The sequence below is a fragment of the Streptomyces sp. NPDC007025 genome, from assembly GCF_042869455.1.
GTDB lineage: Bacteria > Actinomycetota > Actinomycetes > Streptomycetales > Streptomycetaceae > Streptomyces.
Genome location: NZ_JBIAFT010000002.1, coordinates 577,760 through 602,106 on the forward strand (window position 1 = coordinate 577,760; position 24,347 = coordinate 602,106).

The 24,347-nt window shown below is 69.2% G+C and carries 8 protein-coding genes; 2 read left to right on the forward strand and 6 right to left on the reverse strand.

Translation table 11 applies throughout. The annotated features are described in order from the left end of the window. Positions 1 to 292: 292 nt before the first annotated feature. The 5 genes from ACFYMO_RS06190 to ACFYMO_RS06210 form a co-directional block, all read right to left on the reverse strand. A complete protein-coding gene (locus ACFYMO_RS06190) occupies positions 293 to 11,581 on the reverse strand; it encodes a hypothetical protein (protein ID WP_388544551.1) in 11,289 nt (3,762 codons plus the stop codon). After that, on the reverse strand, positions 11,578 to 13,050 hold the full coding sequence (locus tag ACFYMO_RS06195) for a hypothetical protein (RefSeq protein WP_388544553.1): 1,473 nt from the start codon (positions 13,048 to 13,050) through the stop codon (positions 11,578 to 11,580). Before ACFYMO_RS06195 ends, ACFYMO_RS06190 begins: the two co-directional genes overlap by 4 nt. After that, complete coding sequence (locus ACFYMO_RS06200) at positions 13,047 to 16,583, reverse strand: hypothetical protein (RefSeq protein WP_388544556.1); 3,537 nt, start codon at positions 16,581 to 16,583, stop codon at positions 13,047 to 13,049. Before ACFYMO_RS06200 ends, ACFYMO_RS06195 begins: the two co-directional genes overlap by 4 nt. Continuing rightward, positions 16,580 to 19,714 (reverse strand): hypothetical protein, encoded by a 3,135-nt coding sequence (locus ACFYMO_RS06205; RefSeq protein WP_388544558.1) that lies wholly within the window; start codon positions 19,712 to 19,714, stop codon positions 16,580 to 16,582. Before ACFYMO_RS06205 ends, ACFYMO_RS06200 begins: the two co-directional genes overlap by 4 nt. A 222-nt stretch (positions 19,715 to 19,936) precedes the next feature. Then, positions 19,937 to 20,518 (reverse strand): TetR/AcrR family transcriptional regulator, encoded by a 582-nt coding sequence (locus ACFYMO_RS06210; protein WP_388544561.1) that lies wholly within the window; start codon positions 20,516 to 20,518, stop codon positions 19,937 to 19,939. Between the two features lie 62 nt (positions 20,519 to 20,580). On the opposite strand from ACFYMO_RS06210, the gene ACFYMO_RS06215 reads away from it, so the two are divergent. Next, entirely contained in the window at positions 20,581 to 21,552 is a 972-nt protein-coding gene (locus ACFYMO_RS06215; protein ID WP_388544564.1) for an SDR family NAD(P)-dependent oxidoreductase, read from the forward strand. Positions 21,553 to 21,793: 241 nt separating this feature from the next. Further along, positions 21,794 to 22,447: an NUDIX hydrolase gene (locus ACFYMO_RS06220; RefSeq protein ID WP_366772845.1), complete on the forward strand. Its 654-nt coding sequence runs from the start codon at positions 21,794 to 21,796 to the stop codon at positions 22,445 to 22,447. A gap of 6 nt (positions 22,448 to 22,453) precedes the next feature. Here the strand turns inward: ACFYMO_RS06220 and ACFYMO_RS06225 are convergent, their stop codons facing one another. Continuing rightward, positions 22,454 to 23,968 (reverse strand): hypothetical protein, encoded by a 1,515-nt coding sequence (locus ACFYMO_RS06225; RefSeq protein ID WP_366772846.1) that lies wholly within the window; start codon positions 23,966 to 23,968, stop codon positions 22,454 to 22,456. Positions 23,969 to 24,347: the final 379 nt, after the last annotated feature.

Below are 24,347 nucleotides of genomic sequence, written 5' to 3' on the forward strand. Positions count from 1 at the left end.
GTCCGGGGTCCCCGCCCCGTGTCGTTCTTCGGCCCGGCACGATGAAGGGCGCCGGGGCCGCTCCCGGTCGGCGCCGTACCGCGCCGTACTGGCAAGTGCAGTGTTCGGTCACCGTCCAGCAATCCCGAGGCGGCCAGCGTGCCAAACGTCGGTCGACCCGGTGGGGCCCGGTCGGGTGCAGTCACGGCGCCCGGCGGTCCACAGCACGAAGGGGGCTCGGCGACAGAGGTGTCGGAGGTCTCCTCCGGTCACTGAACACGGCGATGCCAGAACCGGGCCGGGCTCGTGTATGTCAGGAGAGGCGATAGACGAGCTGTGACATCCACAGCAGCGGCTGTCTGGTGCCCTGCGACAGAGGGGAGAACAACTTGATCGAGAAGATGAGCATACCGCCGCGCGCCGAGGGAGGATCGTTGTCGAGAAGCCAGTCCGACGCCACGCGCGCGACGGTCGTGGCGGCCGTCGGCGTCATGTCGAGCGGCGCCAGCGCGATCGGCAGCCGGCTGACCAGGCCCTGGCCCTCTGCCTCGCCCGCCACCAGTTCGAATCCGTAGTCGATGCTCACCACAGCGCTCGGGCTGCCGGATGCGCCTGTGAAAGTGGCGAACGTGGCGGACAGCGCCTCTTCGATCGAGCCGGCAGCGCTGATGTCCACCGGCGTGTCCCAGACCAGGAACGGTGTCACGACATCGGGCGCCACGGCCGGGGCGGTACGGAACACGAACTGCTCGTCGGTAGGGGGCCCGTCGGGAACGAGTCGGGAATTGCGGCACACCGAGAGCGCCGCGCGAGCGTTCTGATACGACATCACATGCAGGTTGGGCCAGTGCAGGCGCAGCCGCGGCCGGCCGGACGTGGGCACCCGCGGCGTGCACCGATACGTTCGGCTGCTCCCGACCGGCGTGTCGGGAACGAGGCGGACGGCGTGCCCTTCCATGTCGAGGTACTCGACCTCGGGCCAGGTGCCGCCGGGTCCCGGACCGTCCGCCAACGCTGTGAGTTCCACGGCGTCGAGCCAAGTGCCGCCCTCATCGGACAGGTGTCCGACATGTACGCGGAGCGTGGCCTCCACATGCCCCGGCCCCCGCGCCGTCGCCGCCGAGGGCCCAGCCGGTCCGGGCACCGGAGGGTCTTCGGCGCGGAGAGGCCATCTGCGATCCCACGCCTCAGCGGCCCGCTCGACAAGCTCACCGAATGCCACGGCGGCGTTGGCGCGGGCCGCCGGTGTGCCGGCGCCGGACACATAGCCCGCGAGATGGGACCAGAGTCCCTCAGCGACACAACCGTAGGCGGCCAGCGCGCTCACCACGTCGTCGTCCCCGGTGCCGGACAGTGCGGCTTCGGCGGAGACGTTGAAGGCGACGGTGACCCACACCTCGTCCTGTGCCGCATGCTCGTGCGTATAGGTGACGGAGTAGGTCCACAGCGGCGCCCCGGAAAGCGGCTCCGCTCCCGACGACGGGCCCGCCGCGGACGCGCCTGCCGCCTGCCCGAGCAGTACCGGTGGCGCCGGATAGGCGCGCAGAGGTACGGGCACCTGCGCCCGCCCAGGAGTCACCTGCAGCGCTGCGGGCTTCCGGTCGCCGGAGAGCGGGGGACGGAATGCCAGCCAGCGCCCCGCCTCGTAGCCGCCGACCTGTGGCTCGGCCCGGATCTCGTATTCCAGATCGAGCACCTCGTAGTCGATGTCGATGTCCACGTTCGACTGCCATCGGGGGTCGGACAGCCGCAGCAGGAAGCCGGTCCGGGAAACGGGCCTGGACAGGTCGATCCCCGACGACGACAGCGAGTACGAGGCGCCGGGTGAGGAGGCGACAGTGCCGTGGAGCCTCGCGGGCCGTCCGGCGACACAGTTCGACGGCGGCGCGACGTGCACGTCGTACTGCACGAGTGCGGTGGTGCCGTAGCCGTCGGAAAGGCCGACCGCCAGTTCACCGGCGAGCTGTTCGACGGCGGCCTCGCGTGCGTCGCGTTCGGCCTGTGCGTCCGGGTCGGCGGCGTCGAGAACCGGCCACAGCCCGCGGGCCACCGCGCCGGCGAGGGTCCGCTTCGCGGCGATCACCCGGGCCAGCGCGTCCCCCGTCCCCTGGTCGTTCCGGACCGCCGTCGCATAGGCCGCGGTGAGGAACAGATCGATGTCGGTCAGCAGGCGGCGTGCCCACACCTCGACGTCGACACCCAGGAAGTCCATGGGTGTGGCGTCGCGGGCGAGGGTGCCCTCGGGGGAGAGGAGGCGCACCGGAACACCGACGCGGCTGACCAGTTCCCGGGACAGCGGGCGCAGGGCAAACACACGTGGCGCCTTCCGGGTGCTCGCTCCTTGCCAGGCCTGGCCCGGCATCAGCCGTACGTCGGTGATGCCGCCTTCGGCGAACGACACCACGGACAGGTCGGTTCCGCCCTCGGGAGCGTGTCCGGTGGCAAGTCTGAGCTCGGGGAAGGCGTTGCGGAAGGACCTTTCGAAGCTCTCCAGGGTCAGCGACGCCTGCTGCGGCGAACCGGCGCCCGTGACGTACGGGGGCACCGGTGCCTCGGCCTGCTCGACGGTGTGCGGACTGCTGCCCTGTGTGCGGAACTCCGGGGACACGAGTACACGGGGGCGGGCCAGGCGCAGCGCGACAGTGAGCGGGAACGGCAGCGTCGTGTCCGACAGTGGAGGCTTCCCGGGCAGCACCACGTCGATGGTGAGCGGCGCCGGAGGCAGCAGCACTCGTGCGCCACGCCGGAGGAACGCGACACCTGCCAGCCGGCTCGTCAGCTCCGCAGCTGTCAGCGTCGTGCCTCCCGCGGCGAAGCGGGTGACGAGGGTGTTGATGCTGTCGTACCCGCCGATGGTGGTGATGGTCACCCCGTCGACGGTCAGGTCCACCTCAGGTGCGATGATTCCGGTGACGCCCGCGTTGGCCAGTCCGAACGCCACGGGGTCGAGACCGTAGAGTGCAGCCGCCGCGGCGGGGGTCATCGCAGAGGCGTCACCGGTGAGGACGCCCGGACCGCACACCAGGAGCGTGCCGGGATTCAGATAGGACGGGTCGTCGGCGACCGCGTCGACCGCCTGCTCGAAGGTCACCTCGCCTTGGCAGGCGAGCCGCCGCCACACCGCGTCGAGCGTGTCACCCTCGGTGGTCTCGGTGGTCACCGGACCCGCGGGTGTGGTCACCGACACCACGCGATACGGGGCGAGGAGACCCGGCATGTCCGCATTGCTCTCGGCCAGTTCGACAGCTGTACTGCCGAAGACCGGACCGAGTGCGTCCAGGGTGTCCTGGGAGCGCAGCATGTACGGCACGCGGACCGTCTCCGGCACGGCGACGCAGCCTGGCAGTGTGGCGGTGAGGGGCACGTCGGAGTTGGCGGCCAGCAGCAGGACCGGAGGGCATGCATAGCGCTCGGCCAGTTCCTGCAGCGTCTGCCCCGGGGGAATGGTCACATCTGCGAAATCGCCGACCCGCAGCAGTGTGCCCGGTGGGAAGAGATCCTCGACGGACCCGTTCAACTCGGCGAGATCGGACGGACGCCGCCCCGAGGCGTTGTGGGCCAGCGAATCGCCGCCGGCGGCGACGTAGTGGGCACTGACGAGTGCGGCCTGCGGAGCGAGGAGGCCGCTGCGATCGGAGTTGGCCGTCGCGAGCGCCGCGGCGTCCATGTGATGGCCGAGTGCGGCGAACGCCCGCGCCGCGGCGGCGAACGAGTACGGAGACGGCACCTCCAGCGTTCTGCCCTCCCAGCTGAGGACGGCTCCGGGAAGAAATACGCCGGGGGTCTCGGCGCTGTCCATGGCGAGCAGCCCGGGACGGGTGTGTGTGGCGGCAGCGAGCTCGTCGAGCGTCGTGTCCACCCCGGTGAGCTGGACGGCAGCCGGAGGGACTCTCAGCACGGTGCCGGGACGCAGCGGGAGTCCTGCGTTCTCCGAGCGCGTGAGGACCTCCGCGGCGTCGGCAGGGCGCGGCCAGCCCGGCCCGAGCGCCGTGATGAGGTCTTCCGTGCTGCGGTTCTCCTCGACGACCGCGTAGGCGGGGACGGCGGGCGGATCGGCGTCGAAGAGGACGCGGATCTCGTTGTATGCGTTCGCCGACGCGAGCGCCTGATACGAGGTGCCGTGACGGGCGGTGAGGTCGGCGGCGGAACCCGTGACGGTGACCGGCGTCGAACTCCCGGCCGCTGCCGCAGCGAGGTGGCTCGCTGCGGCATACCGCCACAGCGGCGCGGCGTCCACCGGCAACTGTGCCGGCGTACCGTCGGGACCGGGGACCAGCGTGGTGCGTACCGTCGCGGTGACCCGGTCACCTGCGAGCTGGTAGTACGCGGCAGCGTAGCGCTCGCTCTGCCGCCGGGCGGCATCGAGCGCTCGGGTCGGTGAATCGCCCGGTTCCGGAGCCGTTGCGCCCGCTTGCGGTGCGAGAGTGATCGAGAGCCGTGGGCCTGCGGCGCTCGGCTCCACGCTGTAGGACAGGGAGAGGGCGGGCCACTGTGTCACGGCGAGGAGGACGTCGCGGTAGCCGAGGGGCGCGTCCACGACGTACGGCGCCGCGTCGCCGGTGTCCGTCGAGATGCCGAGGTTGCCCAGGACATCGCAGAATCCGAGGGCGATCGCGACGCCGGGCGTGCGCTCCCCCTCGATGCCGCGGTACGGATCCTTGTCCGGTGCTGGAAGTCCCTCTACCGCCGGCGCCGGAGAGGGGGCAGTTGACCCGTGGGGGAGGGCTTGCTGGTACCTCCAGTGCACCGGTCCCGGGGCGCTGACGTTCCGTCTGCTGCGCCGGGCACGGGCCAGACGATCGCGCTGCCAGGCCGGTCGGCCGCCTCCGTCGTTGTCGGAGGGGGACACCGGCAGGCCGTGCCCGCCCGGGGGCGCGGCGCTTCCATAGGTCAGCTGACTGAACATCCGCGCGGCCCGGGAGGGGGGAGTGTCGTCGGCCGGCGGCCGGGGCAGCGTGGTGGTGAATCCGACCGTCCCCTGAGGCAGCACGGGCACCATCGTGGTCTCGGCATCCGGATCGGCGGCCTCGACGTAGAGCACGGCCGCCGAGGGGTCCAGGCCGGGGGCCACCAGGGCGCAGGTGTCGCAGGGCAGCAGCGTGCGGCCAAGGGGAGCAGGCGACGCACGGTCGTCGAGGACGACCAGCAGCGTAAGCCGGGCCCGCCCCTCGGGGTCGAACGCGCCGGGCGGGAGATCCTCACCGGTCCGCGTGCGGTAGCCGAGATAGTAGCCGGAGCCGCCGACCACACTGCCCTGCCAGAGCAGCACCAGGAAATCGGTGACCTCGCACAGCCGGGCCGCGTGCGGCTGCCGCCCGGCAGCGGCGACGTCACCGGCGGGCGGTTTCGAGACCGTCGACTCGTTGGTCTTGAGGAGATACGTGGCCTCCTCGTCTGCTGCGAGCACTGCGAGTCCTGAGCTGCTGGGGGCGTCGGGTGTCGGTGCGACGGCCAGGAACGCCCGGGCGCCCCCTGCTGTGGCCAGGCGTTCCCTGAGGAGGAGCAGTACATCGCGGTCGACCGTGTCGACCCCGCTCAGCTCGTAGGCGTGAGCGAGCGCGCCGACTCTGCGGATGCCGAAGGTCACCGTGGTCGCGAAGGTCACGCCGCTCAGCACGTCGCCCGGTCTCGGCCGGCTTCCGGGGGCTGCGGTGCGTACGACGTCGTACGGCGTCTCCTGGTCCATAGCCGCGCGGGCGCGCAGCGCGGCAGGGAACGGCCACAGACTCGCGTTCCCGGTGGCCCTCGCGGCCTCGGCCGACAACGGGAGCGGAAGCGGTGACTGCAGCTCGATGCGGTGGTCGAGGCCATAGGTCACGGGAGCCGGCTCACCCGCAGGCAGGGGTTCGGGAAAGCGTTCGGGCTGCACCGCCAGCACCGTGGGCGGGTAGAGCCGCTGCAGCTCCGCGTTGGTGAACTCCAGAGTGAGCGCCGTAACGTTCTCCGTGCGCCTCAGTGCGCCGTCCGCGACCTCGGACCGGCGCAGTACGAGCCAGTCGGCGGCCGACGTCACCTCCAGACTCAGGCCGACCGACGTCGGCCGGTCCGGATCCGGTGCGGGGCCGTCGAATTGCTGGCCGGTGAGATCGTGCAGCGGTGTCAGGGGGCCCGTGGCCGTCCGGTGACCGTCGTCGGGTTCGGTGGTGGGGGCGGGCGCGGGCACCCGCTGGCCGCTGAGCAGATGTCTGGACATCGGCCCCGTGACGCGTCGCACCGCCTCGCCCGTGCTGACGTGCGCCGCGATCTGGTCGACGGTCGCGGCGGGCACATCGGGGACACGCAGGGTTGCGGCGTCCGCGGTGCGTGCGAACAGCGGCTGTGTCGCGAGCCGGGCGGCGAGATCGGCCAGCGGCAGTCCGTAGTGCTCCGCGAGCAGGGTCAAAGTGTTCCGGCCGGGAGACACGATCGCCTGCACGTCGGGCACCCGCACCAGCGCGAGTGCTGCCAGGATGTCGCGCTCGGCGACCAGCTCCTCGACGGTCTGCGGGGTGTAGGCGACCAGGCGGACGGCGAGTTGTCCGAACGTCTCACGTGGCTGGATCGATGTCCGGTGAGGTGGAATGGTGAAACCGCCGTCGGCCGCAGGCCATACGTCCGCCCGGAAGGACGGCCAGCCGGAGGGCCCGTTGCCGCCCGTCGCAGCCCGCTGAGCGAGTGCGAGCGCTGCGGCGACGGACCGCGCGGAGTCGCCCGGCAGCGTCGTGTACGGCTTCGGCCGCGCCAAGTCGCCGAACTCGGCGGGAACCCGCAGCGAGCACCCGCCGCCACCCGCGTAGTCCGGGTTGAGGTCGTGCAGCGCGTTCAGGTACCAGTCCAGGTCGGGTACCTCGGCATCGGGCACATAGCGCGGGAACATCGCCGCTGCCGCCTCGACGGCGGAGGTGAACCCGGGGTGCGTCAGAGTGAATCCCGGAAGCTCCACCACAGCCCCCGCGCGGGGCACCGCCGGATCCTGGCACACTGCCGCGAGAACGTCGGACGTGGCGACCCCGAAGCGGGTGGCCACCTTGGCGAGCGTCTCCCCGCTCTCCACCTGGTGGTCGATGATGCCCAGCGGCACCGGTCGCGTCGCGGTGAGCGGGAAGTCCGCATTGGCCAAGGCGATCGACGTCGGGGAGACTCCGACCTCGACGACCGTCTCGGCACCGGCCGCGTAGGCCGTGCTGTGCGCGAAGGCCGGGTTGCGAAAGGTCAGGTCCGCCGTGGTGATTCCCAGTGTCTCGGCGACGCTGTCCGGTGTGTCGCCCGCGCGCACCGCACAGGAGGCGGTGACGCCGGGGAACCGGGTGGCCAGGTCGGCCGCCGACACGGGCTCCGCCGGTGCGGGCACCGGCCAGTCGGCCAGCCCGTCCGCGGCCTCCTGCACCGCGGCCCGGGCCAGCCCCAGGCACCAGTCCTGAAAGACCCAGGCGGCGAAGGGCCGGTAGGCGGTCAGCGGGTCCTCGGGTTCCGGCGCAGGCGCGGACGAGGTCGTCGACGCATCGAACTGCGCGGCGTACTGGGCGATGTCCCAGACATAGCGCGGCCCGACCTTCTGATGAACGCTCAGGTCCCGCTCCGGAACCTGCTCGCTCCGAACCAAGACGAAGGGAGGGATGGCGACGACCATGCCGTCCATCTCGTCCGGGTCGCCATCCGGCGGCCGGCCGACGACGTCCAGGTGCAGGGTGCTCTCGAAGAACGCCGCCAGGTTCTCGGAGGTGAACAGCGAGTCCGTCAGCTCCCGGTCCCGCAGCGCGGCGGCGAGGTGCCGGACCTGTTCGGCTGTCACTGTCGTCCCACCCTCCCCAGGAGAGCCGGAGACCGCGCCCAGGCGCCAGCGCAGGAACGCTTCGACGATCAGTCCGGCGCCTGCTTCCCCGCCCAGCGGGGCGGACAGCAGCAGCGCCGCACGGTGCCGGGGCGTCGCAGGTGCGGGCGGAGTGCGGCTCCATCCGACGGCGATCCCGTCGACCGAGAACAGCGGCAGCAGGATCAACTCCGCAGTGCGGGGCCCATCGGGGAAAACTCCCCTCGACACGTCCCACGACCACGTTCCGGAGGGCGGTCCGGGGAGTGTCCTGAGGGTACGCCTGGCCTCGCGGGGCGGCGGGAGGATGTGGGAGCGCAGCCGGGCCGCGGTCGGTGCCGAGTGCCCCTCGGCCAGAACCCACGGAGTCGGCTGGTCGCTGCCGACCACGAACTCCACGGCGAGCTGCGCACGGTAGGCGAAGGTGACGTTGACGAACAGCACCCTCACCGAAGCGGAGACGCTGACGTCGGCGGTGAGTCGGAAAGTCGAGGCGCGGTATGCGGCCAGTGCCACGCTCGCCTCGGCCCATGCCTCGAGCGTGACGTTGACCTGGACGACCGCGAAATCCAGCCGTCCGTAGATCTTGCCGTGTATGCCGACGACGGCGTGGGCCCAGTAGTACGTCGCCGGTCCGGTGCAGTCCCGCACCGGGTTGAACCATCCGAGCACGCCCTGGAAGATGCCGAACACCTCGACGTAGGCCCCTCCCGACAACGGGCCGAACGCCATCTCCTTGCCGACGCCGACGGCCAGCCCCACACCCAGCTCCAGCACCGGCGCGAACGTGCCGTTGGTCACGCGGGGCACCCGGCTGGACGTCGCACTGTCCAGAGAACCGAAGTAGATGCCTCCCCGGCCGAGGAAGGGCAGGACGTCGACGGAGAACGAGCGGCTGAAGTCCCGGCCGTGCGGAAAGCCGAGGTCCACGAGGAAGGTCCCGTTCGTGCAGACCTCGACCACGATGCTGCCCGCCGTCACCGACACCGCGCCCAGGTCGATACGGCGGAAGGCATCGGGCAGCCGGAGGTCGACCCGGAACATGCCGATGTCCGCGGTGATCTTCTTGTAGAGGACCTCGAACTGCAGTCCGGCCAGGGAGCCGGCGCGCTGTCCGCGCAGCCCGATCGACAGGCCGTACAGGCGGGGGTCGTCGAAGACGAAGGACAGGTCCAGAGTCTCCAGGAACGTTGCTTGAAGCGCGATCAGCCACCCAGAGTCCGGGGAGTACGAAAGGTCCGGCAGCTGTTCGACCGGGCTGCCGCTGTCGGGCCTGACAGGGCGCAGCGCCTTGCGCAGCAGGGCCACCGTCTCCTTGACCGTGCCGGGCGTCGGGGCATGCGTCGAGACCCGCTGGCCGATGCCGAGGTAGCGCAGGTCGAAGAGGGACTTCCCCTGGCCGGGAACGGCTGGTGGAGAGCCGCCGAGCAGATCCCACGACAGTTCCTTGCCCTCAGGGTAGCTTTGCCCCAGAAAGTCACCGGTGAGGATCATTTCGACCGTCGAACGACCATCCGGCTTGCGCTTCCAGCGCACGCCGACAGTGTCCGCGGACATCACTCCGAGGTCCGTGGCGCTCCCATAGGTGAATTCGACCGTCGAGCCTGCCGGGTCGATCGTCAGCGCGAATGCCGACAGTTCGATCCTGCCGAGCAGGTCCCACGGTGGGTCGAGTGTGAAGTTCACGGTCGGCGCTGCGAGACCGACCAGGTACTCGATGATTTCACCGAGAGTCGCACCCCCCAGCCTGACGGTGATGATCTCGTGCTGGTCCTCGGCACGCCGGGAGGCGACCGCGGCCACCCACAGCGCACCGAACTGGACCTTCAGCAGATACGTCTGCTGCTTGGCGGCCAGGTCCAGGCCGACGGAGATGGTCAGCCGGTTGACCGAGAAGGATCCGGCGACAGCGCCGGTCACTGCACCTTGGCCGTCCCGGGCTACCGTCACGCGGGCACCGGCCGACAGGTCCCGCTGCTGCCCGAGAACCCGGGCCTGCCAGGATCCGGTCACCGCGCCTCGGACGTCGTAGGTGCCCGCCCCGGGGGCGAAGCGCAGTGACAGCTCGGTCACCGAGACGGAGGGCAGTTCGCCGACCTCCCAGGGCAGCAGCGCCTCGAGAAGGGCTCCCAGATCCACCGCGTCGCCCGGAAGCAACGCGCCGTGGAATTGCCAGCCGGCCGCGCTCTCGTACTCCGCGCCGCCCAGGAACGAGGGAACGGCGCCGCTGTCGGCCGCTGACAGCGTGACAGCGGCGGAGAGCCCCAGACCGACTGCTCCCTGACCCGCGTCGACGTGCAGATACACATCGGTGAGTGCCAGCTTCAGGTCGCCGATGTCGAGGGAGAAGTCGGTTGTGAGGTCGGCCGAGCAGGCCAGGGTCTGCGCCGTGAGGTCGGCCTCGAACGTGAGGCGTGTGACGGAGAGCCTGTCGTCGAGCACGGTGGCACCGGGGAAGAGCCAGGCGAGCGCCGAGCCGAGCGGGATCTCTTCGTCAGCCAACCTGCCCGTGACGGCGAACTGTGGGAAATACGTGGCGATGTCCAGCGAGAACGCCGGCTCATCAGATACCGCGAGAGCGTCCGCCTGTGCTCCCCTCCCCAGAGGCACCCGCGGGGATGAGTCCGTGTCCGCAGCGCGGCGGGTGAGTTCGCCGCGACCTACCTCGACCGTACCGAACACCGACGGCCCGTCGCCGCCCCACAGCGCGACCCATCGCATGCCCACATCGCGCACGGCGAGATAGGGCACAGGCGGGACCCAGCGCTTCGCCGACTGCAGTGTGACAGCGATGTAGTGCAGCCCCGGTGAGCTGCCCGTACCGGGCGCGGTCAGAGACAGATCGATTTCGCTGATGCCGAATCCGGTGAAGTCGTCGAACGCGCGTGGCCCCTCCAGCGGGATGATGCCCTCCACCCCGAGCAGCGAGGCGATGCCCTCCAGCCCTTCGCCGAGACCCGGCGCGGCGTCTTCGGGGAAAGCGACGTGCATCAACCAGGTCCCGGCCATGGCGAGCAGCGGTGTGCTGACGGTCGCCGTCACCGGTTGGCTGCTCCCGAGCCGGAGCGTCGCTTCCCCGTACAGTGTCGAGTACGGAGTTCCCGCACCGTACCCGGTGGTGTCGACCAGTTCGGTCACGAATCGAAGCCCGAAATCCTCGAGGGTGGCGACGCCCGGGAGTGTGATCGGCTCGTGCGCCGAACGTGCGAACAGCGACAGTTCCGTTACCGCGGCGGCCTGTTGCCGGAAGGCGACGGTCCCTTCGAAGCGCAGCGGGAAGGGGCCGAAGAAGTCGGCAAACGAACCCAGCTGTGGCACCTCGTTCACAGTGCCGGACAGCTCCAGCTCAGCGGTTCCGCCGGTCGTCGCTCTCGCGGTGAACACGACTCCGGAGACCGGCATGTCCGCGAGGAACGACCCGCCGGACGCGACCAGACCGTCGTTCTGGAGGAGCAGCGTGGGCGGGAGTTGTCCGAAGGCGGTCTCGAACTTCCACCCGGCGTGTGTCTCCAGCCGCACCAGGAAGGTGCCCACATCCGGTGCGGCCGTGTAGGTGAGAGTCAGAGAGACCGGGAATGATGTTCCGTACGGGAAACTGAGTTCCGCCTTTCCCGAGAGCTGCACCGAAAGTGCGTTCCGCGTGAGCTGGACGCCCACGATCGGCCAGGATGCTCCGGTACACAACAAGTCGAACACGCCGACGAGCGCGCCGAGCTCGTCGACGTGTGCATGCGCCGCGGCCCGCAGGTCGACCTCTCCGCCGCTCACCTGCCCGACAAGCACTTCGTGGACCCGCTCCACCGACGGCGTCATGGCAACCCTCGCAGCCGCGGCAGTGCTTGACGCGACGTGGGTGCCGAAGGCGGCTCGGGCGCAGGCTCGGACGGCGCGGTCGCGCCTTCGTCGGCCAACGAATTGAGCACCTCGAACGCGTCCGAAGGCAGCGAGACCCACTGCCGTTCGCCCAACTCCGCCGGTTCCGGCCAGCCCTCCGGCACAGCGGTGAGCGAGGCGACCATTCTCTCGTACACGGCGCGGCTGATGTTCGGCTCGGGCCTGAGCTCAACGCCGTTCTTCGTGACGGTGTAATGCCAGGTCACGCTCTGGGGGCGCGGCGGATGCGCGGGGGCAGCCGGCTTCTTGCGCTCGGATCCGTCCGGCGGCAGCACGATGTCTTGCTCAGTGTCGCCGCTGTATCGCGGATCGACGTACAGCGTCGTGTAGATATCGGAATGTGTCTGAACCGAGCGCCAACCCTCTGGTTCCCATTGACGGTATGCATTTTTTTCCTTGTATCGGAAAATCTTGCCCTTAAAATAGGCCGAGTAAAAGTGGCGCCACTCGAGTGCTCTCTCTCCCCAGTGGGGATTTCCTTGCCCACTGTTGCCGCGGTTGATATACGGCCAGAATGCTTCGATTACTTCAGCTGATGGATGATCCCAGTCTGTCGACTTTCCGCTGAATTTATCCGCACTGGCGGTGATGGTGTATGGTTTCGTATTTTTTGCGAATTTTTCGAGAGGCTCCGGTCCGACGCCCTCTTTCGCTGTCTTCGAACTCCCGTGATGGGGCAGTGAGAGTATGAATACGTTAGACAGTATTTGCTTCGGAAACCTAGGGTCGGTGGCAATTTTGTTAATTTCCGTCAGAGTCACTCCCGTCGCGTCTCCAGGGAGAATGAACTGGTGTCCGTGAATTTCTCCGAGGAGGATGAGTGATTCGGTGTTCGCGTCGTGTCTACTTCGCTTGGCAGCTTGCATGTCAAACGTGATCCGACGACGCTTCCTCGGTGGTTCGGGGGAGCAGGTATTCGCGGCGAGAGGCCAGATTTTGAAGTGACTTCCGATGGGGAACGGGGCATTGGGAGAGTCGAAGATGGTGAATCTGGGGGAAAAGGAACGCACGTCTGCACCGTATTTTTCCAGGAATTCAATAATGTTGAATTTATTCTTCCCTTTCCCTTTACTGTATTTGGAGCGGTCCCCGCCATGCCAAACGCGGTGGATCTCCAGGTTATTGCACTTCTCCATCAAGGGTCGGATCAAGTTGATGTGATCGGAGTCTGAATGCGATAGTGTGAGGAGGTCAATTTTTTGGCGGTTCCCAAGTAGGTCGATGACTTTGTCCACGGCTTTGAGGTGCGGATGTCCGCTCCCGGAGGTGCCCGTGTAGCCGAAGTCGGCGAGGACCGACCCCAGGAGATTGCCTTGTTCGTCGAAAATCTGGAGGAAATTTCCCGCGCCCTGTCCGACATCCAGGACGTAGAGTTCCATCCTGCTCATGGCTCTTTCCTCTTCTCCGCGAGGAGCGCGCGGTCGGCGGTCGGGAGCTTCGGTGGCGGGGGCGTCGCCGAGACGTCGCCGTCGTAGGCGGCCAGCCAGCCGACCGTGCGGCCGGTGCCGTCGGGATCGGCGAAGACCAGCACATCGAGATCCCCGGGCGGGAGCGAGAGCGCAAGAACCGACAGTGCGAGATGCCGCAGCCGCAGCAGGTATCCACGTCGGACATCACCTCCCGCGCCCGAGGACTCGTACGTGGTCAGTTCGAAGCCCCGGAACCCCAGCTTGAGTACGCCCTGCAGGGGCCACGTGGTGTCGGCCGTGTCCGCTCCGGCCAGGCGGAGCCCGAAGTACACGGGCTGCTCGTCGGTCGTGCCGGGCGACCAGGCGACCAGAAGGGTGGCCTGCAGGCCCGCGCTGTCGGCCAGCGCCCCCAGCGTGCCGAGATCGAGGGTGAACTCGAGGCCGAACCAGGGTGGGGAGAGCAGTACGGCGTCCACGGTGGGGACGAGCACACCGGTGTATCCGAGGTCCTCCGGGGTCTTCCCGCGCGGCCCGGCGTCCGGGTCGGGGACCGGGCTGGCCACTGCAGAGGTGAGCCGGGCCGGGAAGCACTCGGCGAGTGACCGGGCGCGGGCCGCGCTGCCGACGAGGTCGAAGGTCAACCTGTCGTAGGTCGTGGTGAAGGACTGTCTGCCGGGGTCGGCGAGGGGAAAGGACAGCGTCACCACAAGGTTGCTGAACCGCAGATTACCGTCGAATGCTTGCTCGCCGGGGTTCGGGAGTGCCGCCTCGGGTCCGTATGAGAAGAGGTCGGCGTTTTCGAGTTCGGCGAAGCGCAGGTTGCCGTCGAGTACGAAGTCCACCGAGAGCGTGCCGGCGTCGACCGATTCCGTGGCGGTCTGCGCCTGAACACCGAGTACCTCGACCCCGACCAGAACCGACCGGTCGACGGTGAAGTCATTACTGCCGACGAGCACGAACGCATAGGACGCGGTGCCGTTCTGCCGCTGGTACGCGCCGTGGAGGAGGAGATTGTTGCCGCTCTTCGGTGAGCGTTTGGTGAGCGGGGAGCCGAACAGGTTGTTGACCATCAGTTCGACGTGAGCGGTGAAGTCGGCCAACGCGGAGTTCACGAACCGCGCCGACAGATGCTGGGTCTTGACGGCGAATTCTGCGCCGCCTGGTTCGACATGAAGGTCGACCGGATCGTCGTACGCGATCAGGCCGAACGCCGCAGTCTGCCCCAGCACCAACCCGTCGGCGGTGGAGTCGAACGGCGTGCAGGAGAACCCGATATGATGTGCGAAGAAGCTGCCTGTATCGATTCCTGTCGTGACGAACCGCAACTCCTTGGGCAGTTCGGCGGCAACGACCGGGGCATTGAGCACCAGGACGCCGTTCCACGCGGGGTTGTCGGCGACTTCCCGCAGGAAGCGCGCGTACGGGCCGCTCGGGTCGACTGCGGCACGTTCCCGGGCGTCATCGAGAATGCCGAGCACCAGATCCCGGGTCGCCGAGGGATCGCCTGCCGTGTGGCACGCGGCCTCCGGCCAGCCCCAGGCCGAGGTGTTTCCGGCGAGCTCGGTGAGCGTCCGGGAGGCGTATTTGATCAGCATCACCGTCCTCGACGCGGCGTCGGTCCGCCAGGAGCGCGGCGACAACTGGAACGTCCACTCCTGGAGCACCGCCTTGAGCTGACCGGCCACGGACAGCAGGGTGTCGAGGTAGTCGGCATGGGTCCGGGGATCGATCGTGGCCGACCCCAGCTGTGCGCGGAACGCCTTCTCGGTCTCGTACGCACGGGTCCCGGCCGCCTGGCCGATGGCGTCGATGACTTCCGCCGGCACACCTTTACCGCGAAGCGACGCGCGCACTGCGTCGTCCACCCGGTAGCCGACCGACGAATGCTCGAAGAATTCGTCGACATTCGTCACCGCGGCGAACACTTCGGTCGACTGCAGCAGTTTGCGCAGCCGAGGACCCACGGTGCTCAGAGTCAACTGATCCGCCGGCGCACCGGGCAGGCTGGCCAGGACGACCTGCCGCCATCCGGTTCCATCGGCCGTCAATCTGGCCAGCAGCCCGCTGGGCGTGACGACCAGTACCGCCGGCGCGTCCGGCTCGTCCGTCGAGTCCGGCACCGGCAGCAGCGAACGACGGGCCGGTGCCAGGGCTGCGTGTTCGAGGACGGCCGCGTGCGGGATCAGCCCCCGTTCGATCCCCTGGTACACGCCGATCGGAAAGACCGGCGAGGCGCCGGCTTCGAAGGCGCCGAGGACGGCCGCCGGCATCTCGTGCAAGCTCAGGAAGCCCGTACCGGATTGCCGGGCGGAGTACAGCGGCGACTGCGCCGGCTGCGCGTAATACACGAGCTGCCCGGCACCGTCCGGGAGCAGGGCGACATGAGCGGTGGTCGCCAGGGCGCCCAGCGCCGCATCCCCGCCGGCGGAGAAGTAGGCAGGGTGTCCCGACCGGAACAGCACGAGGGCACCGTCGCGGACGTCGACGTACTCCAGCCCGGACAGCCCGAGAGCGAGCCGTGCGGCGCCGGTACCAGGGCAGGATTCGGCGCGGAGGCGGAATGCTCCGTCCGGTGTCAGGTAGACCTCGGGATCGGACGGGTCGTCGACGAGGCGCGGACTGCCGGCGAACACCAGCCGGGCCGGCCACCGAGTCGGCGTTTCCGCGACGGGGGTCAGCCACACGCGGCCACCCAGCGTGGTGGTGAGCAGGGATCTCAGCGCGCTCGGGGCCGGGACGCCCGGAGCGAGCAGGGCGAGGGCCGTTCGGTCGGGCTCCAGCGGGAAGAGCGGGTCGAAGGTGAGGCGGGCTCTCAGCGCGCAGCCGTCCTGGCAGAGCAACGGCATATGGAGGGCGAGTACGGCACCGCTGCCGGGGGAGTCCGGATCGGGCATCGCGTAGCGCAGTCCGACGCGGAGGCGGTTCATGTCATCCGGGCGGGCGTCGTCACCGGTGTGGTCCAGGGCGAGCGTGCCGCTCAGACAGCCGGTTTCCGGGCCGGCGAGTGTAAGGGCCGCGCTCCCCGGTGTTGTCGCGTAGGCGGTGCCGTCCGGTGCGCAGAAAGCCACGGACGAGACGGAGATGCCCATCGCCGCGGGACTCAGTTCGCTGCCGTGGTGCACGGCGAGGGCGTAGTCGCCGAAAGGAAGGCAGGCGTCCTGCCGGACGCGCCAGGTGCTGGTCGGGTCGCCTGTCGCGGGGGTCGCGGCCAGGTGCCGCACCTGCCAGTAGTCGGGGTCGGCATCGGGATCCGTCACCCAGAGGAACCGGGTGTGCGGCCGTGGTGCCAGGTACCGGCCGATCCGGTCGGCGAACTGCCGGACGTCCGCGGGCCCGGTGGTGCAGAAGACGTAGACACCGGCCATGTCCCGCCAGGTGTCCTCGAACGTTGCGGGGTCGGTCAGCCGGCTCGTCGTGCAGAATCCCGCCCAGTACCCCGGTACGGCGGCCTCACCCCTCGTCGACAGCGCATACACGCCCTCGACTTCCTCGGAGAAACTGATGCTCGTCATCGCGTGGTCAGCCTGTCCCCGGCGAGCAGCGGAAGGGAGAAGGCGTCGAGTCCGAGGTCGCGGCTGTACTCGGGCACCCCGCACCAGTCGAAGCGCACGCGCCGACCGGCGGAGGCGCCATGGCCCGTGCCGACGGAGGCGGGGCCCGGCGTGCGCTCCAGGGCGATGCCGGGGGAGCGGACGGCGCCGGGCACCGGACGCCTGCCCCGACCCGCGAGCACGTCACCGACCGTGGTCCCGAGAGGCACGACCGTCTCGGCGCCGTCCACCATCACGCGTACGCACACCCGCAGGACCGCACGCCCGCGGAAGGCGACCACAGGGCGGCCCGGCTGCGGAGTGCGCCCAGCTGCCTCCAGCTCGGTCCACGATCCGGCGGCCGCGAGGGCGAAGCCGCCGCTCGTTCTCGCCGTGCCGACCGAGTCCGCCGGGGACAACGTCGAGGGAGCGAACAGCCGCAGGTACCGGGTGGGTGTGGCGAGCCCGAACAGGTCGGCCGTGTCGGCGAGTCCGCTGACCACATCGCCGTTCCTGCACGCAGGCGCATCGACGGAGAGTGCTCCTGACGCGATGAACTGGGCGAGGAAGGCGTCCAGGCCGAGCCGAAGGCCGTCGGCGGCGGCCCACGTGGTGACCTCGTAGTCCACCTGGCCGGAGCCGGACCAGCCGTTGACGAAGGGGGGCGGGGCGGGCTGGCCGGTGTTGACGTAGTCGGCGAACACCACGCGCAGCACCGTTCCGGGGCGTAGATCGACGGAGCCCGCCTCTCGGTCCAGCCCGTATGCGTAGTAGAGCGTTTCGGCGAACGTCTGGGGCATCGCGTGGGACACCGCCTGCTGCAGCAACGCCACACCGGCCGGGCTCGCGCCGTTTTTCTCGACGCACGACAGGAACGCGGAGTAGTTCTGCCGCAGTTCATCGCGGACCGCCTGCGGGGAGAACGGCTCGGCGCGGATGGTGAGGGTCCGGCCCGATGCGTCGAGATGGAACGCTCCGCACTCCACCGGACCGTTGAACGACGCGCCCGGAACCGGCAGGGAGACGGTCACCTCTCCAGGCGCCGGAGCGACGCCGGAAGCCGGGTAGAGATACGGATAGGCCTCCGTGGCAGGCGCGGTGGACAGGAACCAGCTTTCCGGTACCAGCGGGACCGGTGGAGAGGGCGGTCCCGAATCCGGCCCGCTCAGCGCCTGGACGACGACCGCGCAGTCGTCCCCGGCTGCCGTGCCGGTGAGCGGAAAGGTGACCTCCGTGGCGCTCGCCGGGGCCCGCCCCGATCCTGCCGTCGTGGCCGAGAGCGCCGTCACCACGTAGCCGGTCGCTCCCTGGACCGGATGCCAGGAGACCGTGGCGGCACTTCCGTCGAACGTCACGTGAGCGATGGTCGGTTGCGCTGTCGGCAGCGGATACGGACTGCTGTAGGGGCCGGAGACGGTCGTGGCGGCCGTGCCCACGACAGCCGCGACTGCCACTGCGGAGCCACTACCGGGAGCTGCGGTGACCTCGCAAGCAGCCCCGGGGACCTGCCGCGGTTCCTCGCAGGCCAGTCCGTTGCGGAAGGACTGCAGCAGATAGGAAGTCGCCCCCTCGACGGCCGCCCAGGTGAGCGTCGTCTTCCCTGATGCGGGATCGGTCGTCGCGCCCGTCACCTGGGGTGCTCGGGAGATCAGGCTCAGCGGCTGGGATGCGGGGCCGACCACCTGCCCGCACACACCGGCGACCTCCAGGAAGAGAGGGCAGTCGGCGCAGACGCCGACGGTGCCCGAGGTATGGCCCGCTGCTGCTGCGGCGACGGTGACGCCCTCCGTGTGCACACGCAGCCGGTGCTCAGTTGCTGCTCCGTTCGAGGTCCAGGATGCCGTCACGGTGGTTCCGTCGAAACGGGCGGACGTCAGCACCGGCGGCTCGGTGATCAGTTGGAGTGGTGCGCTCGGCACGCTTGTCGCGGTTCCGGCGACGGCCATGGCGGTGACCGAGTGCGGACCGGCCCCTGGAGGGACATCGATGTCACCTGTGCTTCCCCGCACCAGGGCTGTGGTGGCAGGCTCACCCGCCGCCGCGACGGTGACGAGCGCGGCTCCCGTCGGCGAGCACAGCGTCGCCCTGGCTTTTCCCGGCCCGGTGCTGACCACAGACGTGATCGAAGGCGGAACGGCAAGCAGCGGAAACCGACGCGAGGGCGGACCCGTGGCGACCCCGTCCGCCGCTGACAGGACGAGATCGAGTGCCACCCCCGGAGGCAGGCGCGGCACGTCCACCTCGCACACCGTGGTGTCACCGTGGCGCTGCGAGTCGACGAGGGTCGGCCCGGCGCATGTCTCGCCGTCGGCCAGAACGGTGACCGCGTACTGGCGCCCGGGGTAGCCGGCCGGGCTCACCGTGGCTGTGTACCGCAGGCCGGTGTCCGCATCGCCTGTGCCGTACGCTGTCGCGAGGATCGAGGGCGGGTGCACGTGGAGCATCGCCTCCGCGGCGGGGCCCGTGGAGAGGGTCCGACCGTCCTTCTTGACCGGGCTCAGGGCGAGCTTCACCCCTTCAGGCGCGAGCGTGAGCGGCACGGCGGTGAGGTCGAAGCGCGAGACTCCTCCGGTGGCCGCGGGTACGAGCGGAGCCGTCCCGTGCCAGATTTCCACGCCCGCGGCGGTGAGCCCCGCGTCCGCTCCTGTCGCGCCCCCTTCGGCGGGCGTCCAGGCCACATCGAGCATGCCGCCGTCGCATGCGGCGGATGTGAGCGATGGCTGCTGCCACAGGACCGCGCCGGTGTTCGAAGCTGGAAGCGGCACTGGCGAGGACGGAAACAGAAGCACCACCGCGATCCAGTACGGCGTGCGGGCGACAAGCGAACACTCGGCCTGCTCCTCGTTCCACGTGCCGGCGAAGGAGCTGTCTGCCGGAACGGCCTTGCCGACGGCACTGCCCACGTCCGCTGTCGGGGACGAGAACAGTTGCATGGCGAATCGGCCAACGGTATCGGCCTCGGGATGGCCTTCAGGGCGCGATGCGGGGGAGACGTCGCGTCCGACGCCGCCGATTGCACCGGCGTCGGATGACTGCCAGCAGAGTCTGAAAGATCTGCTCGTGCCGGGGACGTAGTCGACCCGGGTGAGTGTGATGCTCCCTGCCGTCACCACGCCGCCCTCCTTGCCGCGCTGCGCGGCAACGGTAGGCCGGGAACTGCACCGCCTCCTGCGGGCCACGAGGATGCCTGTCGGCTGTTCAGGGAGTTCTTCACTCGCTCGGCACACTTTTCGCCGCCGCAGAGGCGCACGGCCTCAGCGGCCGATGGTGCGGACACCTCCGCGGTGCACCGGCTGGGAGGTGCCGCTCACGAAAGTGCCCCGGCACCCGCCCCCTCAGCCCACCAGCAGGCCGATGGCGACTCTCATCCGTTCGAGGAAGAACTCCCGCGACCGGGCCTGGTGCTTGAGACCGATCGAGGCGCTGTTCAGCGTCCGGGCGACCGCGCGGGCCGTCTCCCGCCCCGTCTCCACGGCGACCGCGTCCGTGACGAGCGCCTCGAAGCGCCGCGGCGCGGTCTCGGTCGTCTCGCCCAGCAGGCCGGGGTTGGCTTCGATGACCTCGGTGATGTCGCGTGCCGCGGGGCCGACGTAGCGGCCCGCCCACTGGTCGAAGGCCTCGGCGAGACGCTCCGGCAGGGGGCGTGCGGCATCGGCCAGGACGTGTTCGACGGCCGCGAGATCGCGTTCCAGTAGCTGGATGACGGCGGCCCGGAACAGCTCCTGCTTGGAGGAGAAGAGGAAGTAGAGCCCCGGCCGGGAGATCTGCGCCGCCCGTGCCACTTCCTCCATCGAGGTCTTCCGGTAGCCGAAGCGCGCGAACGTGGGCAGGGCGGCGTCCAGGACCGCGGCCCGCCGACTGGTGTCGGCGACTGCCGGAGAAGCCGGAGAAGGGCGACCGGCATCGGGGCTGCTCATGAGGCGAGCATACGGGCAGATGCGGACTATACAAACAGAGTCTAATCTGTATAGTCGATGGCATGGCTGATTCCACCCTCATTTCCACTCCCTTCACTGCCGCCAGCACCGCGGAGGATGTGCTGCGAGGCCTCGATCTGACCGGCGTCCGCGCGATCGTGACCGGAAGCTCCTCCGGCATCGGGGCCGAGACGGCCCGTGCGCTGGCCGCGGCCGGCGCAGAGGTCACCCTCGCGGTCCGGAACACCGCCGCGGGCGAGGCCGTCGCCGAGTCGATCCGCGAGTCCACCGGGAGCATGCGGCCCCGGGTCGCTCCGCTCGACCTCGCCGACCCGGCGACCGTCGCCCAATTCGCCGAGGCATGGCGCGGCCCGCTGCACCTTCTGATCAACAACGCGGGCGTGGTCACCGGTGGCCTCGAACGGACACGTGAAGGCTGGGAGGTGCAGTTCGCGACGAACCATCTCGGCCACTTCGCACTCGCCGCCGGCCTGCACGGCGCCCTGGCGCTGGGAGCGTCCGACCGCGGCCCGGCCCGGATCGTCGCGGTGAGCTCCACCGCGCACATGCGGTCGGGGATCGACTTCGACGACCTCCACTTCGCACACCGCAGCTATGACCCGCAGATCGCGTACGCGCAGTCGAAGACGGCGAACTCCCTGTTCGCCGTCGAGGCCACCCGCCGGTGGGCCGCGAACGGGATCGTCGCCAACGCCGTGAACCCCGGCGGCGTCTCCACCGGGCTGCAACGCAACTTCACGCCGCAGCAGCGGCAGTCGCTCGAAGCAGCCGAAGCGGCCGGTGTCTTCACGTACAAGACGGTCGAGCAGGGGGCCGCCACCAGCATCGTCGCGGCGGTCTGGCCCGCCTTCGGCCACTCCGGAGGCCACTACCTCGACGACGCGCAGGAGGCGTACCCCGTCCCGAACGACGTCGATCTTGCACAGCATCCCCACGGGGTCAAGGAGTGGGCGCTCGACCCCGACCTGGCCCGACGGCTCTGGACCGTCTCGACCGACCTGCTGTCCGTCTGACGTCGCCGGCCCGCCGGGGACGCCGGGGACGGACGCTGATCGGATCCCCGGCTGACCCGGCACGGTTCAGAGCCTCCACCGGTGCCTGAACGGTCCGTCTGGCCAGCCCGCACCGAGGCCGCAGACGGCTCGGCGCGTCGCGGGCGTGCGGAGCGGGGAAGACCGCCACAGGGCCGGCAACTGCTCCAGCTTCCGCGCCGAACAGCGACCGGGGCCGACGGCGCCGTTCCATACTTCCTGCATGACTGATGCACGTGAGGACCCCATGGACGGCTACCGCCGCTTGCGTCAGGAGCAGCCGGACCTGTTCCGCAACGAGGAAGAGCCCGGTGCGATCGACATCGTCGACCCCCGCCAGGCGCCCGAGGACCTCGGCACCCTCGGTCTGGTCTACCAGGACCCCTACATTCGCCTGCTGCGCGACCCTGTCCGCTTCCCCGACGGCCGCCTCGGCACCTATCTGCGGATCCTCAGCACCGCGAACTCGCCGGGTGCGGCGATCCTGCCCGTCCTGGACGACCGCGTCCTGTTGATGGAGAACTACCGGCACGCCATTCGTGGCTGGACTCTGGAGATCCCCCGTGGTTTCGGCACCGAAGGGCTCACCGCGGAAAGCAATGCCCTGAAGGAGCTCGACGAGGAGCTCTCGGCGCAGGTGGAGTCAGTCACTCCCATCGGCGTCGTCCATCCGGACACGGGCCTGCACTCTCAACCGGTGCACCTCTTCTTCGCCTCGCTGACCGCCACAGGTCAGCTGGAGACCGCGGCGGGAATCCGCAGCCTGGTCACCTTCACGCCCGAGGAACTCGACAGGAGGATCGTCGACGGCACCATCACCGACGGCTTCACCCTCGCCGCCCTCACCCAAGCCCGCCTGCGGCACCTCCTCCGATGAGAAAACTCAGCCGGTTCCCTCGTTCTCGTCCGGAGCGTTCAAAGTGGCGTCCTCCTCGGGACGGTGGACCGGCTCACGCCGAGAGAATCCTGCCTCCTGCATTCGCCGGACCAGACCCTCCCACTCGTCCCTCGTCCGGTCGAACCTCACCTGCATCAGATCCACGCTCGTCTCCAACTGCTTCCTGGCCTGCCGCTGGTCCCGGCCGACCACAGCAAAGCGGACCACACCTTTGGATGCCGTCGCGGCGACAGAGTCGGCCACTTTCCCGACCACCTCGATGCACGGTTCCTCGCCGAAGATGACGGAGATGACAGAGCCGAGTGTATGAATGCTCATCTTGATGATCGGCTGCCATCGGTCCACCACTCCTGCGCGTCGCGCGCCAACGATGCCACCGAGCCGCTCGGCAAGAGACACGTACCGGTTGTACACGTCCTGGCTGCTGTCCCTGAACGCTTCAGGTGTCTCCGCCAGGCGTTCGGGATCCCGGAGGAGACGCAGGAGGCTGTCCTTGTAGAGTGTCCATTCGTCGGTTCCTCTCGCCTGTCGCACATGATCCAGATCGAGCCCGGTGAGCCCGACGTCCAACGGACTCTGGACGAGAGCGAACGCCTGCTGCTGGAGCATCCGGACCAGTTCGTCCGCGGACACAGCCGTGCCGCGCGAGAGCGCCCGGTCTAATTCCTGCAGGGCCGTACGGTCCAGCGAATCCGCCGGCGTCAGCGGGTAACGCCCCACGGCGTCCGACAGGGAAGTGTTGTATTTCAGATCGGCAAGCTGCTTCAACTCCCCCGCGAACGGCTTGGTCCGGTCGTATCGGCCTTCTGCCGGGTCGGTGCCCTCGGCCACCACGAATTCCCTGTAGAAATCCTCGCGCACCACTGATTCCCTGTCCACCGCCCACCGGGAGACATCCCTCAGTCTGGCCTTCAGCCGTCTCGCGCCCTCGTCGTCGAGCTTGAAGTCACGCATCAGGCTCTCGGTCCGGAATCTGGCCATGCTGAGCAGCTGATCGTGGAACGAGTCCTTGAGTTTGAGGTCGGTGAGCCGGGTGTTCTCGTCCTCGTCCCAGGACAGCCGGAGGCAGCTGCCCGTCCCCGCGTCGGCGACGACCTCCCGCCATGCTCGTTCCCCCTCGGTCCGAACGGTGAAACTCTGCTCCGCCACCAGTCCGGTCTCTCTGTACAGATAGGGAACGATCACCGCATCACGCAGCAGTTCCTTGAACGCCTCGCGGGCAGCGCCACCGTTCTGGAAATCCTGATAGACGGCCTGATTGTTGAGGAAGAACGCACGGTTGACGATGACCTGCTGGGCATTCAGCATCGCCCGCAGGTACTCGTGGCGTACGGCCTGGAGGCGGGCACGAGCCACCTCGGCGTCCCGCAGTGAACGGCCGCCCTCAAGCATGGACCCGAGAAGTTCCTGTGGGACCCACTGGTTGTCGAGGCACTGGGCCACCACTGCGACCGGCTCGAGATCACTGTTGACGATCTTGTTGAAATCTTCATCCGGCATCGCACGTGCACCTCTCCGTCATGGTTGGTCGCCCTCAAACCATCTCTGTCCGCCTCGCACAAGCTGGTCATGATTTTGACATTTGGTCACTATTGATTGACAGGTGTTTGCGAAGCGGCTGGTTCGACCCGTGCGAGGTCGGCTGTCGGGCCGAGCTCGCACAACAGCAACTCACAGGCATGCGGGCCGTCGAGCCGGGCAGTGAGAAGCGGTGGCACATGCGTGCGGGTCCTCGTGCACGCCGCCACCCTGACGCCGAACGTCCAGTGAGGGAGCGCTTCGTGAAGGTTCTGGTGATCGGTCTCGCCGTTCTGTTGGTGCTCGTCCTTCTGGCACTCCGTGGAGGCAGGGAACGACGGGGCTCCGGCCCCACCTGGGC

Coding starts and splice junctions, on each gene's coding strand:
- ACFYMO_RS06190 (WP_388544551.1), bottom strand. CDS start 11,581: ATGACGCCGTCGGTGGAGCGGGTCCACGAAGTGCTTGTCGGGCAGGTG.
- ACFYMO_RS06195 (WP_388544553.1), bottom strand. CDS start 13,050: ATGAGCAGGATGGAACTCTACGTCCTGGATGTCGGACAGGGCGCGGGA.
- ACFYMO_RS06200 (WP_388544556.1), bottom strand. CDS start 16,583: ATGACGAGCATCAGTTTCTCCGAGGAAGTCGAGGGCGTGTATGCGCTG.
- ACFYMO_RS06210 (WP_388544561.1), bottom strand. CDS start 20,518: ATGAGCAGCCCCGATGCCGGTCGCCCTTCTCCGGCTTCTCCGGCAGTC.
- ACFYMO_RS06215 (WP_388544564.1), top strand. CDS start 20,581: ATGGCTGATTCCACCCTCATTTCCACTCCCTTCACTGCCGCCAGCACC.
- ACFYMO_RS06220 (WP_366772845.1), top strand. CDS start 21,794: ATGACTGATGCACGTGAGGACCCCATGGACGGCTACCGCCGCTTGCGT.
- ACFYMO_RS06225 (WP_366772846.1), bottom strand. CDS start 23,968: ATGCCGGATGAAGATTTCAACAAGATCGTCAACAGTGATCTCGAGCCG.